Source organism: Vibrio sp. 05-20-BW147 (assembly GCF_013369385.1).
In the GTDB taxonomy this organism is placed as follows: Bacteria; Pseudomonadota; Gammaproteobacteria; order Enterobacterales; family Vibrionaceae; genus Vibrio; species Vibrio floridensis.
Genome location: NZ_SZTO01000014.1, coordinates 113,865 through 126,762 on the forward strand (window position 1 = coordinate 113,865; position 12,898 = coordinate 126,762).

General features: G+C 46.1%; 13 protein-coding genes. 3 read left to right on the top strand and 10 right to left on the bottom strand.

Annotated features, from left to right (window positions below; translation table 11 throughout):
• Positions 1–9: 9 nt before the first annotated feature.
• The gene (locus FC652_RS14090) at positions 10–1,137 is read right to left on the bottom strand and encodes an efflux RND transporter periplasmic adaptor subunit (RefSeq protein ID WP_176299095.1); all 1,128 of its coding nucleotides are present in this window, start codon (positions 1,135–1,137) and stop codon (positions 10–12) included.
• A 323-nt stretch (positions 1,138–1,460) separates the two neighbouring features.
• Between FC652_RS14090 and FC652_RS14095 the strand changes: the two genes are divergently transcribed.
• The gene (locus FC652_RS14095; RefSeq protein ID WP_176299096.1) at positions 1,461–1,919 is read left to right on the top strand and encodes a dCMP deaminase family protein; all 459 of its coding nucleotides are present in this window, start codon (positions 1,461–1,463) and stop codon (positions 1,917–1,919) included.
• 73 nt (positions 1,920–1,992) lie between these two features.
• Here the strand turns inward: FC652_RS14095 and pepT are convergent, their stop codons facing one another.
• From pepT to FC652_RS14110, 3 genes are all read right to left on the bottom strand, one after another.
• Positions 1,993–3,222 carry a peptidase T gene (pepT, locus tag FC652_RS14100; protein WP_176299097.1) on the bottom strand — a complete coding sequence of 410 codons (1,230 nt, stop codon included), beginning with the start codon at positions 3,220–3,222 and terminating at the stop codon, positions 1,993–1,995.
• Between the two features lie 222 nt (positions 3,223–3,444).
• Complete coding sequence (locus FC652_RS14105) at positions 3,445–4,320, bottom strand: DUF6279 family lipoprotein (protein WP_255199169.1); 876 nt, start codon at positions 4,318–4,320, stop codon at positions 3,445–3,447.
• Between the two features lie 82 nt (positions 4,321–4,402).
• Positions 4,403–5,311: an aldo/keto reductase family oxidoreductase gene (locus FC652_RS14110; RefSeq protein WP_176299098.1), complete on the bottom strand. Its 909-nt coding sequence runs from the start codon at positions 5,309–5,311 to the stop codon at positions 4,403–4,405.
• Positions 5,312–5,405: 94 nt separating this feature from the next.
• Between FC652_RS14110 and FC652_RS14115 the strand changes: the two genes are divergently transcribed.
• Positions 5,406–5,816, top strand: coding sequence for an XRE family transcriptional regulator (locus FC652_RS14115; protein ID WP_176299099.1), 411 nt, complete (start codon positions 5,406–5,408; stop codon positions 5,814–5,816).
• Here FC652_RS14115 and FC652_RS14120 read toward each other — a convergent pair.
• Both FC652_RS14120 and FC652_RS14125 read right to left on the bottom strand, forming a co-directional pair.
• Entirely contained in the window at positions 5,797–6,315 is a 519-nt protein-coding gene (locus FC652_RS14120) for a hypothetical protein (protein WP_176299100.1), read from the bottom strand. The genes FC652_RS14115 and FC652_RS14120 overlap by 20 nt on opposite strands.
• Before the next feature lie 183 nt (positions 6,316–6,498).
• Positions 6,499–8,115: a methyl-accepting chemotaxis protein gene (locus FC652_RS14125; protein WP_176299101.1), complete on the bottom strand. Its 1,617-nt coding sequence runs from the start codon at positions 8,113–8,115 to the stop codon at positions 6,499–6,501.
• Positions 8,116–8,614: 499 nt separating this feature from the next.
• Between FC652_RS14125 and FC652_RS14130 the strand changes: the two genes are divergently transcribed.
• Positions 8,615–9,943, top strand: a complete 1,329-nt coding sequence (locus FC652_RS14130) for an anaerobic C4-dicarboxylate transporter (protein WP_176299102.1) — start codon at positions 8,615–8,617, stop codon at positions 9,941–9,943.
• 96 nt (positions 9,944–10,039) lie between these two features.
• Here the strand turns inward: FC652_RS14130 and FC652_RS14135 are convergent, their stop codons facing one another.
• The 4 genes from FC652_RS14135 to FC652_RS14150 are packed head-to-tail and all read right to left on the bottom strand — an operon-like array spanning position 10,040 to position 12,898.
• Positions 10,040–11,299 (bottom strand): lipopolysaccharide assembly protein LapB, encoded by a 1,260-nt coding sequence (locus tag FC652_RS14135; RefSeq protein ID WP_176299103.1) that lies wholly within the window; start codon positions 11,297–11,299, stop codon positions 10,040–10,042.
• The gene (locus tag FC652_RS14140; RefSeq protein ID WP_176299104.1) at positions 11,299–11,937 is read right to left on the bottom strand and encodes a TonB family protein; all 639 of its coding nucleotides are present in this window, start codon (positions 11,935–11,937) and stop codon (positions 11,299–11,301) included. Before FC652_RS14140 ends, FC652_RS14135 begins: the two co-directional genes overlap by 1 nt.
• Positions 11,937–12,341: a biopolymer transporter ExbD gene (locus FC652_RS14145; protein WP_176299105.1), complete on the bottom strand. Its 405-nt coding sequence runs from the start codon at positions 12,339–12,341 to the stop codon at positions 11,937–11,939. The genes FC652_RS14140 and FC652_RS14145 overlap by 1 nt, the downstream gene beginning before the upstream one ends.
• The gene (locus FC652_RS14150; protein WP_176299106.1) at positions 12,338–12,898 is read right to left on the bottom strand and encodes a MotA/TolQ/ExbB proton channel family protein; all 561 of its coding nucleotides are present in this window, start codon (positions 12,896–12,898) and stop codon (positions 12,338–12,340) included. Before FC652_RS14150 ends, FC652_RS14145 begins: the two co-directional genes overlap by 4 nt.

Here is a 12,898-nt window from a genome sequence, read left to right on the forward strand (position 1 = left end):
AACGCAACCTTAACCATTGTTTTCTTCAGGCGTTTGAACACGTACAGCCATTCCGTTTCTGACACGTTGTAATCCCTGAGTAATCACAACATCACCTTGGTTCAATCCTTCACCAATAATCACGCCTTGCTCCACTTGCGCACCCAGTGTCACATTTCGACGTTCGGCGACCTCCCCTTCAAGCATAAGCATGACAAAGTTGCCTTCTAAATCGGTTTGCACCGCACGACGTGGCACTACGACCACTTGCTTGCTTTGCTTATCACGCAAAGTGACTTTTATGTGCTGACCAGGAAGCAGCTGATGATCTGGATTGTCAACCACTGCGCGTAATGCGATGGTGCCTGTTTGGGTATCGATTCGATTGCCAAGAAAATCTAATCGACCTAGGTGGTTGTATAACGCACCATTTTCTAACACGAGTTGCACTTCCACCGCGGACGATTGTGCCGAGCCATCACCTTTGATTCTTTCCATACCAAGTGCTAAACGTTCACGTTCACTGACGCTAAATGCAGTGTGGATGGGATCAAGGCTCACCAACGTGGTCAGGATGCCCGAGGAAGGAGAAACCAGATCACCTGTGCTGACTTTGCTGTCACTGATCCTTCCCGAAAACGGCGCGCGAATTTGAGTATAAGACAGGTTAACGTCCGCCAGTTTCAACTGGGCATTAGCTGCTTCCAATTGCGCCTGAGCACCTAGCAGGTTCGCAGTTAACGCATCAAACTCAGATTGAGAGATACTGCCTTTTGGCAAAAGGTTTTTACCGCGTTGATGATCTAACTCTGCTTTTTTCAGCGCTGCTTTTGCTTGAGCCAAAGATGCTTTGGCACTTGCAACCTGTGCTTCAAATGAGGATGGTTCAATTGTGTATAAAAGTGCCCCTTTTTCAACCAACTGGCCTTCTTCAAAATGACGCGCTTGGAGATAACCAGAAACTTGCGCCGTAATATTGGTATCTTCCACCGCTTCCACTCGGCCGATATAAGCGTTGCTCGGTTGATAATCCAGAGTTACGACACTTTGTGTGACCACTAACGGTGCTTGTAACAATCGTTGCTGCTGGGTTTTATCACCGCACCCCGAAAGTAAAGCTGACGCCACCATAACCCCGACAATTGGTTTTAATTTCATACATTTACCATGCAAATATAAAGGAATTTTCTTTAAAATACGCAAGCTTGAACTGTGAATTGTCCGAACACTATCAGATAAAAAAACGAAACTGTTTCAAAGTGTAAGGGTATGCAACGGAGAGAAAGCATCGTTAGAAACTGAGCGTAGATGTTGAGTTTGTGTAATGGTTTTTCCAGTTTGAAATATTGTCCTTCTTAGCTTAATCGTTATCAGCGGCCCAAGAACCATAGGTAAAACTAAGGATATCCACCGTCACATCTATGTTTTTAAACAAAATGCGTTATCATTCATGCAAGATCCTAATTCAGAGTGGATGAAAAATGATTTCTAAATGGGCAAAACGCTTTTACCAAATGGCTGAACTGGTTGCATCGTGGAGTAAAGATCCATCTACCCAAGTGGGCGCCGTTATCACAAAACAAAACCGAATCGTTTCTGTGGGTTTCAATGGATACCCGCACGGCGTTTCTGACAGTGTTGAGACCGATGAACGGGAGCTTAAGTATCTCAAAACACTGCACGCCGAAGAGAATGCGATTTTGTTTTCTAAGCGCGATTTAGATGGTTGTGATATCTGGGTTACTCATTTTCCATGCCCGAATTGTGCTGCGAAAATTATTCAAACCGGCATTGCTAGAGTGCATTGCCCAGAACAATCTGAAGATTTTCTTTCTCGCTGGGGTGACAAGATAGCCGTTAGCCAAGATATGTTTGATCAAGCGGGTGTTGAGGTGGACTGGTTACCGCTTCAAGACATTGATCATAAAGAGGTTCGCTAAAACGATACTCAGTATCGCAGCCCCAAACGACAAAGCCCAGCAAACGCTGGGCTTTGTTACAACTGACGGCCAGTTACGAATATTTTTTCGCCGTCAGTTCGGCTATTTTAACAATCACTTCAACAGACTTCTCCATCTGCTCAATTGAAGCAAACTCATGAATTCCGTGGAAGTTGTACCCACCCGTGAACAAATTCGGACATGGCAGCCCCATGAAAGATAAGCGCGCCCCGTCTGTACCGCCCCGTATGGGCTTGATGATCGGTTGGACATCACATTCTTCCATTGCATGCTTGGCGAGTTCAATCACATGAGGAAACGGCTCCACCTTCTCTTTCATGTTGAAATAACTATCGGTAAAGCGAACCTCGACTGAACCATGCTTGAGTTTGTGGTTCATTGCATCAACCAGCCCCTGCATGTAAGCTTTACGACGCTCGATACCTCCACGTTCAAAATCACGTAATATGTAACCCAACTCAGATCGTGAAACGCCCATTTCTGCTGATTTTAAATGATAGAAACCTTGGTAACCTTCGGTGGTTTCAGGCGTTTCATCCGCTGGCATTCGGCCATGGAACTGCGTTGCCAATGTCATGGCGTTCACCAGTTTATCTTTCGCTGTACCAGGGTGTACGCTCACGCCATTGAAGATGACATCGGCGCTGGAGGCATTAAAGTTCTCATACTCCAACTCACCTTGTGGTCCACCATCAATGGTATAGGCCCATTGCGCACCAAATCGTTCAACATCAAACAAGTTCGCACCGCGTCCTATCTCTTCATCGGGAGTAAATCCAATGCAAATGTCACCATGTAGGATGTTTGGACTTTCAATCAGTAGTTCTATCGCCGATAAAATTTCCGCAATGCCCGCTTTGTTGTCAGCACCAAGCAAAGTCGTGCCATCAGTGGTAATTAAGTTGTGACCATGTAACATATGCAATTCAGGATATTGAACTGGTGAAAGCACCTCGTCACCCACACCAAGCGCAATGTCCCCGCCATGGTAGTCTTCAATGATTTGTGGTTTGACGTTCTTACCTGACGCATCGGGCGCCGTGTCCATATGCGCGATGAAGCCGATAGCGGGCACCGGAAAATCGACATTGCTGGGCAGTTTGGCCATGAGATAACCGTGTTCATCCAACTGAACATCACTCAAGCCAAGAGCGATCATTTCTTGTCTCAAATGCTCAGCGAACTTAAGTTGACCTGGCGTACTTGGGCAGCATTTCTTTTTCGGGTTTGATTGAGTGTCAAAGGTGACATAGCGAACAAATCTTTGAACTAAATGTTTCATTGCAATTCTCTTCTTCTTAGCCAACGAGAGCGGTGCATGTAATCTTTGTGGTTGCGACACCACTCCACGATTCGCCGGGCGTAAAATGAAGGCATCAATTCAACGTGATATGCACACCCGACCAAACTATCTTACGCACTTGGTGAGATGAGAATTTGCTTTGAATCAGTTTTTGGCTGATTGATGCGGAGAATAGTGACACTTCACGACGCAAATGAGATGTTAATGTTCAGCGACTTGCGTGTTAAGTTCCACAGCTAAATTACGCCACCCTTGAATTTCTGAGCGAAAATGTTGCCACTGTTTGGGGGTCATGGTTTGGCTAATTTTGGGAATATATTGATTTGCCAGTTCGAGATTGAAAGCGACTTTTTGCCCAAGCTCTACGCTGTAGTAGCTCTCAGGTTCGAGTAAGAACCGCATCAAGTTGTCATGCAAGTAATGGCTATCATGTTTGTTAACTAGGAGTTTGCGCACTTCCGCTAACATCTTATTGCGATGCTCCCGCCAATGCGGGGTGGTAAGTTGAAGATCATTCACCCAGCCCTTAACGAGCGCTTTCTGTTGTTTCGTTAAGCGACCGATCCATCGTTCAAGGCTCTCCTCGATGCGTTCTACATAGCGCTCACGACGCTCTAGCTCTGACAGTTTGCCGTATTTATTGTCGAGCTCTTGATACTTTTTGGCCAGATTTTTTAACAGTTCCTCTTCTTGCTTAGTGGAAAGAGACAAGATGAGCGCATAGAGATCAGGGGCGACTTGGGTCGCCAATCTTGTGGTGTGCTGCTTGATAAGCTCTCGTTGAGAAACGACAAACTGCGCCGTTACCTGCCCGGAATCAATGTTCTCTAATGTGTTTAACTGGGAAATGTAAAGAGGCAGTTCTTGCTCTTGATGCCAATAGAGCAATTGCTGAAGCCGTTCATCGAGCATCGCTTCTTGGTCGCGGTCTAAGGTGACGTAATCGTCGATGTACTCTAAAACGACCCAGTCTAGGTTAGTGTATATGAATTTGTTCGAGCAGCCTGCAAGCACCAGCACTAAGGCTAAATAAACCCACTTCCCTCCCAACCATTTGGCGACACATCCAATCGTCATCTCATCTCCTTCATTAGCCTATCCGTTGCTAATACGAAAACGCGTCAGTGACGGATTACTCCGTCACTGAATTTTCTGATTTCTATGGCACACCATGTCCTTTCGATGCAACCCAGACTCGATACCATTGCTCTCGGCTTAGCTCAAACTTTAATGCGTTAACGGCACTCTGTACGCGTTCAATTTTTCCTGACCCAATAATTGGAATCGGCTTAGATGGTAATCGTCTCACCCAGGCGTAAACGACTTCGTCGATACTCTGTGCTCCAACTTCTGCACGAATGGCTTCGAGTTCATTTCGAACGCGCTGTGCCTGTTCACTGTTCCCGGAAAACAGCGCCCCACCACCCAAACAAGACCAAGCCATTGGACGCACTCTCTGCATTTGCAGTTGATCCAGCGTCCCATTATGGACCACATCAAATTGCAGCGGATTGATTTCAACCTGGTTGGTCACCAGGGGTTTTCCTAAACGAGACTGAAGCAGTTCAAACTGACGCGGTGAGAAGTTCGATACACCAAAGTGCTTCACCTTCCCCACTTTGTGAAGCTCACCAAACGCCTCAGCCACTTCATCCGCATCCATCAGCGCATCAGGACGATGGATAAGTAGCACATCCAGCTCATCAACACCTAGGCGCTCTAGTGAATTATTCACCGACTGATAGATATGTGCAGCACTGGTGTCATAATGGTTAACCTTTCTCTGTGGATTTTTCACACCACACAAATTGATATCGCATTTTGTGACGATTTGAATCTCGCTTCGGACACTTTTATCTAGCGCTAATGCTTCTCCAAACAAACGCTCGCATTCGTACTGCCCATAGATATCCGCGTGATCAACGGTTGTTATGCCCATTTCGATGTGCTGCTTTAGAAAAGTTAGGCGTTGTTGAGGGGTCATGTTCCACTCACCTAAGCGCCAATATCCTTGCACTAACTCCGAAAACTCCGGCCCCTGTGGCGCAGTTACAACTTTCGCTACCATAGCGTTCTCCTTTATTTAACTCGTTAAATCCTAGACTTGTTTTGCCATCGGCTCAACGCTTAAACTGTTGGAATTCGAACTGGAGTACGAATTGATGAGTTTTGCCCAAAGATTAGCCAACTTAATTGGTGAAGAAAGTGTCAGTGGTTTTGCACGTCGTGTTGAACTTTCAGAAGCACTCATTCGCAAATACCTTAAAGGCACCGAGCCAAGCCTCTCCAAAGCCAACCAAATTGCCATGCGAGCAAACTGCTCTCTGGAATGGTTAGCCACTGGCTGTGGTTATCTTTACCGACAAGCCGAAGTGGTCGATGACCAAGCCTATAAAATGGCGTATCAATACGTGACTGGCCGGAGACTAAACGAACAAGATTGGCCAACCCAGCAACAGATTGTCGCAGGCTATCAGTACCTTAGAGCACACAAGAAATCCGATGGCTATTTGGATCAAGAAGGCATGGCGGCATTTATACTGCGCTCTTCTTTCAAGGTAAAAGAAGAGTAATCTCTAAGGTTATCCATTCCATATCGTGGCTGAGCTCCACCAACACATCGGTTTGTTCGAGGTGGTATTGTGAAACTGGAAGCCAACGTTGCTGCTGTGGATGCAGGCGGTGTTGATTTAAGAAGAGGATCAGATTCCTATCGACAAGGTTTACTTCCTCTTGACTGGTCGCGTTCACCAGTAGTGCTTGTACGTAAAATGACTGACCTGAAGAAGAGGCTTCTGCCATTTGCATTCGATCTTTTCGTAAATTCAATTGCAACTGTGACCAGATGATGGACTTGTATGGCGCGCCCAGTTTTATCTTGGTGATGGAAGAGTGAAATTCAATCTCAGCGAAAAATGTGATTTGATAGTAACGAACACTGTCATAGCAGTAGATGATCTGGTGTTCATTTTGCTCACATCGATACCCTGCTGAATCATGGTCAGCTGCCGTTTGAGACAACGGTGATTCATTCCCTGTCAGTTGTCCTATTACGGACCAAGTTTCAGCCATCGCAATTGAACTACAGGACAATGCCGCGAGGATGCTCATTTTCAACATAAAACGAAATAACAGTGGAAGCATAAAAATGGAAACGATGCGATAAAAGACCAACAGAATAAAGTAGTATGAGTAAGAGTCAAATCAAGGGCCTAAAATAAAACCGCTCGATTGAGCGGTTTTGTTCTCGTGGTCTCATACTTTGAAATACCTTAATTGGTCGTTAAGTATTTCTGCAGTAGCAGCCATCGATTGGCTATCTTGCGCTAACGAGAGTGAAGACTGCATAACTTCGTTTGCGGCAAGGTGAATGGCGGTAACATTTTCTGTCATTTCGTTAGCCACTAGCCCTTGCTGTTCCGATGCGGCGGCGATTTGAGCGACCATGTCGTTCGACTTCACCAACTCCGTCACCATCAACGAAAGCTGTTTTTGTGTCTCCAGTGTAATGGCAACACTCTGTTCAACCTGACTGTTGCTACGTTCCATTGCTTTGACTGTTCGCTCTGTTCTTTCTGTCAAACGATCGATGGTTTGTTGTACTTCGGTTGTTGACTGTTGTGTGCGCGAGGCAAGGTTTCTCACTTCATCCGCGACCACGGCAAAACCTCTACCTTGCTCTCCCGCCCTCGCCGCTTCTATTGCCGCGTTCAAGGCAAGCAGATTGGTTTGCTCAGAAACTTCTCGAATCACGCTCACGACGGCACTAATTTCTTGTACACCCAATTTTAACTCTGTCACTAGTTGATCCGCTGAAGAGATTTCGTGCGACACTTTTGAAATCGTCTCACTGGTCTTACTCATCGACTGGCCACTTTGCTCTGCATGTGCGGTAACCAAACCCGTGGTGTGCGCAGTATTTTCTGCATTGTTTGCCACATCTGCGATGGTGGTACTCATTTCGGTCATGGCTGTCGATAGTTGCTCCAGTTGCGAATGCTGGCTGCCCACGCTGGTAGCGGCTTCTTCACTCGCTTGGGCAATATTTTGCGCCATAAGTGCCGCTTGTTCCGATGCGTCATGGGCGGTTAACAGAGTCAGCTGCAATTTTTCCAACATACGATCGATTTCTCGACTCATGACACCAAGCTCATCTTTTCTGTTGAAGTTTAAGCGCACGCGCAAATCGCCATCGGCTATTTGGTTGGTGTTCTCTATCAATCGATTCAGTGGCAAAACGATATTGCTTGAAATAACGTATCCCATCGCCAATAAAAGGGCCGCCATTACCAAAGCGATCATCGTTTCTTTCAACATTTGCGCGTAAAACGCCTCTTGGATATCGGCCACTAAGATACCTGAGCCTACAATCCAGTTCCATTCTGGCACCGAAGCGACATAAGAGATCTTGTCTTTAAGCTCCCCTTGTGGGCTCTTCCAACGATAGTCTAAGAATCCTTGTCCCGATTTAGCCGTTACATCAGCCATTTCACGCCAATGAAATTTCCCGGAACCATCTTTAAAGTCTTTAGCGCTTTTCCCATTTAGTTCCGGCTTTAACGGATGGGTAATCACCACAACCTGAGGGTTTGTGATCCAAAAATAGTTGTCGCCATCATAACGAAGTTGATTGATGGCATTGATGGCTCTCGATTGAGCCTCTGATTGCCCCAATTGAGTGGATTGAGAGCGGTAGTAGTTGATTAGATTGACGGCCGTTTCTACTTGAGCACTCAACTTGCTTTCGCGTTCAGCAAGAGAGGATTTCCGTTGTTCGTTCAAATTGTAAAGGCAGGTAATTGCAATTAAAAAGACCGCAACCATAACAAGCGAGAGAAGTTTGTACTTAACTGACAAATCACTTAATTTCATCTAAAAGATCCATTCTATTTGCGAAATCAACATCGAGTATTCTTATAAAATGCGATTCTTACTCACTTAATTGAATAAGCAAAGGATGCACATCACGATTTTAACCATATGTTATCTATGGGTTTCAATAATTAACAATTTACCGCTATTTATGAGGATTTCGTATTAAAAAAGAGGGTTTTATACACGCTGTAAGCAATGGGAATAATGATTAAGGGTTATTAATATAAAAACATAACACTAGTACAACATATGGAAAATATTCTCGCTAACTCAAAGCCCACGGCTTTGCCGTCAGTCTTAACTCTTTTCGCCAAATAGGCCAATACACCGTTAACACCCTCCTTACCTTACCGTTACCAATCGCTAGAATAGTGTGAGTCATGGCTGAGAATTAACATGTCAATTTTGTCGCAAAATGAACTGTGAACAAGGTTAGCTCTTTTTTTTCTGCAACGAGAGAAAATAGCGTCAACATTACTTTGTTAAGGATAATTATATGTTGTATTTGGAGTTTCTGTTCCTCTTACTGATGCTTTATATCGGCTCTCGGTATGGTGGTATCGGTTTAGGGGTAGTATCTGGTATTGGTTTGGTTGTCGAAGTTTTTATCTTCAAAATGCCCCCTACCTCCCCACCCGTGACTGTCATGCTGATCATTTTGGCGGTTGTTACTTGTGCATCAATACTGGAAGCCGCTGGTGGTCTTAAGTACATGTTGCAGGTAGCTGAAAGATTGCTGCGTAAAAATCCAAAGCGTGTCACTTTGATTGCGCCTTTTGTTACCTATACCATGACGTTTATGCTGGGTACTGGCCATGCGGTTTATTCCATCATGCCAATCATCGGTGATGTCGCCCTGAAAAATGGCATTCGTCCTGAGCGTCCTATGGCGGCCGCGTCGGTAGCCTCCCAGATCGCCATTACCGCTTCACCGATCTCTGCCGCTGTTGTTTACTACCTAGCCCAGCTTTCTGATATTAACCACAACATCACGTTGCTTTCCGTATTACTTGTGACTGTGCCTGCGACCTTATTTGGTACCTTGCTCATGTCACTCTACAGCATGAAGCGTGGCAAAGAGTTGGATGATGATCCTGAGTATCAAGAGCGATTGAAAGATCCCGTTTGGCGCGAAAAGATCCTCAACACCACCGCGACGTCACTCGATGAACATCTACCACCTGCTGCTCGCAACTCGGTCCTGTTGTTCATTTTGTCTATCATCACGATCGTTGTTATCGCTATGGTGCCAGAGGTGCGTATCATCGCTGAGGGTAGCAAACCAATTAGTATGGCTGTTGTTATTCAAATGATGATGCTCTGCTTTGGCGGTATTATTCTCCTTTCAACAAAAACCGACCCGCGCAGTGTACCCAACGGTGTGGTCTTTAAATCAGGAATGGTGGCAGCCATCGCCATCTTCGGTATCGCTTGGATGTCAGATACCTACTTTCAATACGCCATGCCACAGTTTAAGTCTGGTATCGTTGAAATGGTGAACAACTACCCGTGGACATTTGCTCTTGCCTTGTTCATTGTATCCGTCGTTGTTAACTCGCAAGCAGCTGTGGCGCGTATGATGCTGCCAGTTGGTTTGGGCTTGGGCTTGGAGCCAGCTCTTTTGATTGGTTTGATGCCAGCGCTCTACGGCTACTTTTTCATTCCTAACTACCCATCTGATATCGCCACCGTTAACTTCGATAACACTGGTACGACAAAAATCGGTAAGTGGTATTTCAATCACTCATTTATGTCGGTGGGTCTGATTGGTGTCATTTCCGCCTGCTGTTTGGGCTACCTATTGGGACAAATGATCATCGGTTAACCCACTTTTTAGGGCAAAACAAAGAACCCATAACGACAAAGAGCGAATATCACTTCAGACCTGATATTCGCTCTTTTTTTGTATGTACAAATTGACCTAGGAGTTGTCTTGTCGCTCTTTCTGGTAATGGGGGCGACTTGCCGTTCCGCCCTTCTGCTCTTCGTCTAACGCTTCTACTTTATGAGAGGCTTTCATTTTATGAGACAAAAAATTAAGCCAACTTGTCGTTTGCTGCGTTGACTTGATTGCATCGGCTTTCTTCGCCTGAAGATAGGCTTCTTCAAGTCTATCTAGACGATAGAGCGCGTTGATTTTCAGCATCTGCCCGTCAAACTGTCGTTGTGGGTTTTGCATTGTATCGAGGGAAGCAATGACTTGCTGGTAACGTTTGAGCTCATTTTGCAATATAGCCACTTCCCATAAATATTTGGGCTCTTGCATAGCCGCCTTCTGCCAATAACTCAGCGCGCTTTCCCACTCTTTGGCGGTTTGCCAATATTGGGCTTGAAGTTTGAGTAGCTGAAGATCGTGCTGAGCATCATCCAACCTGGCTAACGTTTGAGCTGCCTTTAGGTAGATCCCCTCTCCAGCATAAAGATAAGCAAGTGCTTTGATTTCACTTTCATTGAGCGATATGCCCTGAAGCTCTGCCAAAGCGAGCATATCCAAGGCCGATTTCTCTTGCTTTAAATTCAGATATGCATTGTACGCTTGCAGCCACCAATTCTTATTGTTGGGTTGCAGCGAGATCAACTGTTTCGCAATGGGCACTACAGACTTCCACTGCTCCAGTTGCACATTGGCTGCCAACGCCAGTGATAGTATTGTGCTGTCGGGTTTGCTCTGTACACGCTGAAAACCTTGAGTCGCCTTAAGCGTGGCTTGCCAGTTCTCAACGCTGTATTGGGCTTGGGCAAGATAACGCCAGATCTCCGCCTCATTTTCATTCTGGGGCACTGCATTTAAGAGCGTTTGAAGCAGCGGTATCGCCTTTTTGAACTCACCTTGAGTTAAGTAAAGCTGCGCCAACATACGGCGAGTAAACCAAGCTTCATTGGAGGGAAATGCGTTTACCTTCAGCGCTTTTTCCAACGATAGAATCGATGCATCAAACCGTTCCTCCTGCCAATAGTAGAGACCCAACATCTTATTGAGCGCAGCAATATCATCCGCACGGGAGATCTCTGTACTTTCCAACCTCTTAATCGCCTCAACCACTTTCTTATCATCAGCCAACTGTTGCGCTTGTTGCATTGCACGCGCTGCATAATCACTGACGTTAAGCGCAGCTTGCCCAGCCAAGATGGGCTGAGACAGGAGCATGCTGATCACCAATGTTAGAATCCGTTTATTCATCACTGTGCCATCTTAAACTCAATTTTGGTGGTGTACCCGGTGATCACGTGCGCTTGTCCATCCACAATCTGTGGCTGGTAACGCCAGCGCTTAATCGCATCCATCGCACTGCGTTCGAAGAAACGTGCTGGCTCTGCTTCGAGCACCTCAATGTTTTTCGTCCGTCCTTGTTCATCAATGTCAAACTTAACGATGACATAACCTTCGATGCGTCGCTTTTTCGCCTTCGCCGGATAAACTGCCTCTACACGGCTAAGCGGCATTAGTTGTTTGTTCGAGTTGCTCACCGTCTGCGTTGGCGTTGTCACTACCGCTGGCACCGACACCACAACGCCATTGACACTGAAATTCATGTCAATGCTAGGGGTTTCCAATTGGGTTGAACTCACCTGCATTGGCGTGTGCGATAATTTGGGCGTTTCTGGTTGTGGCGGCTGTGGAACATCGGGTGGCGGCGGCACGCTGCGTTGTCGCCTAGCGACCTCGTTTTCTTGCTCGATCATAAACATGTTGAAGCTTAATGAGGTGCTGTTTGACACCGCTCGCTGCTTGCCACTGTTCACCATCCAGGCCATCGATGAAAACAGCGCAATCACCATTGCAATCGCTAAGGGAAAGACCACCAGCAGTCGCAGCATTAGGGTTTCTCCGCTGCCAGTGCGATGTTCTTCACCCCAGCCGCTTTGGCCGCGTCCATCACTTTAACGACGACACCGTTATATGCGTACTCGTCTGCTTGAATCACCAAAGAAGCCTCTGGTTGTTCAAGCAAAAGTCTCTCAATACTCGCCTGTACACGCTCTACATCCACAACGCGCTTATCAATGTAAATGTCATTGGCGGCGGTGATGGCGATAAAAATGCCCGCATCTTTTTGCGCAGCAACATTTGACGCTTGCGGTCGATTGACTTCAACGCCCGACTCTCGAACAAAAGAACTGGTGACGATAAAGAAAATCAACATGATAAAGACGATATCAAGCATCGACGTGAGATCGATTTGCGCCTCGTCACTCTTGCTTTGGCGTTTTCCTAATCTCATTGTTGACTCCTTAATGACTGCTCCAACTTCAGTTCACGGTTTTGGCAAAGCTTCAGTAATCGCGCATGGACAAACATACCCACTAAGGCGGCCACCATTCCTGCCATGGTGGGTAGTGTCGCTAACGAAATACCCGATGCCATCAGTTTTGGGTTGCTGCTTCCTTGGGTGGCCATGACATCAAAAACCGAGATCATTCCGGTCACCGTGCCAAGTAAACCCAACATAGGGCAAATGGCGACGAGAACTTTAATAAAACTCAGGTTACGGAACAGTTGTTGATGAGCGTGATCTATCCAGGCATTACGCTGTGATAATGCAAACCATGAACGTTGGTCCTGACGGCGGCTCCACATGGCTTTTGTCTCTAACATTTGTGTGGGGAACACCCGGTAAACAAAAAATATCTTCTCTAAGGTCAACGCCCAAAAGATCAACAAGACACCTGCTAACCACCACAACACCTCTCCACCTTGTTGCATGAAAGCATACAAAGCGTTCCACCAAGCGCTGCTTGTCAGCAGCTCAGGTAAAAGATCTGAATGGACACTCAACAT

Bases quoted from the DNA above. Each gene is read 5' to 3' on its own strand.
- FC652_RS14090 (WP_176299095.1), bottom strand. From the start codon at position 1,137: ATGAAATTAAAACCAATTGTCGGGGTTATGGTGGCGTCAGCTTTACTT.
- FC652_RS14095 (WP_176299096.1), top strand. From the start codon at position 1,461: ATGATTTCTAAATGGGCAAAACGCTTTTACCAAATGGCTGAACTGGTT.
- pepT (WP_176299097.1), bottom strand. From the start codon at position 3,222: ATGAAACATTTAGTTCAAAGATTTGTTCGCTATGTCACCTTTGACACT.
- FC652_RS14105 (WP_255199169.1), bottom strand. From the start codon at position 4,320: ATGACGATTGGATGTGTCGCCAAATGGTTGGGAGGGAAGTGGGTTTAT.
- FC652_RS14110 (WP_176299098.1), bottom strand. From the start codon at position 5,311: ATGGTAGCGAAAGTTGTAACTGCGCCACAGGGGCCGGAGTTTTCGGAG.
- FC652_RS14115 (WP_176299099.1), top strand. From the start codon at position 5,406: ATGAGTTTTGCCCAAAGATTAGCCAACTTAATTGGTGAAGAAAGTGTC.
- FC652_RS14120 (WP_176299100.1), bottom strand. From the start codon at position 6,315: ATGGCTGAAACTTGGTCCGTAATAGGACAACTGACAGGGAATGAATCA.
- FC652_RS14125 (WP_176299101.1), bottom strand. From the start codon at position 8,115: ATGAAATTAAGTGATTTGTCAGTTAAGTACAAACTTCTCTCGCTTGTT.
- FC652_RS14130 (WP_176299102.1), top strand. From the start codon at position 8,615: ATGTTGTATTTGGAGTTTCTGTTCCTCTTACTGATGCTTTATATCGGC.
- FC652_RS14135 (WP_176299103.1), bottom strand. From the start codon at position 11,299: ATGAATAAACGGATTCTAACATTGGTGATCAGCATGCTCCTGTCTCAG.
- FC652_RS14140 (WP_176299104.1), bottom strand. From the start codon at position 11,937: ATGCTGCGACTGCTGGTGGTCTTTCCCTTAGCGATTGCAATGGTGATT.
- FC652_RS14145 (WP_176299105.1), bottom strand. From the start codon at position 12,341: ATGAGATTAGGAAAACGCCAAAGCAAGAGTGACGAGGCGCAAATCGAT.
- FC652_RS14150 (WP_176299106.1), bottom strand. From the start codon at position 12,898: ATGTTGAGTGTCCATTCAGATCTTTTACCTGAGCTGCTGACAAGCAGC.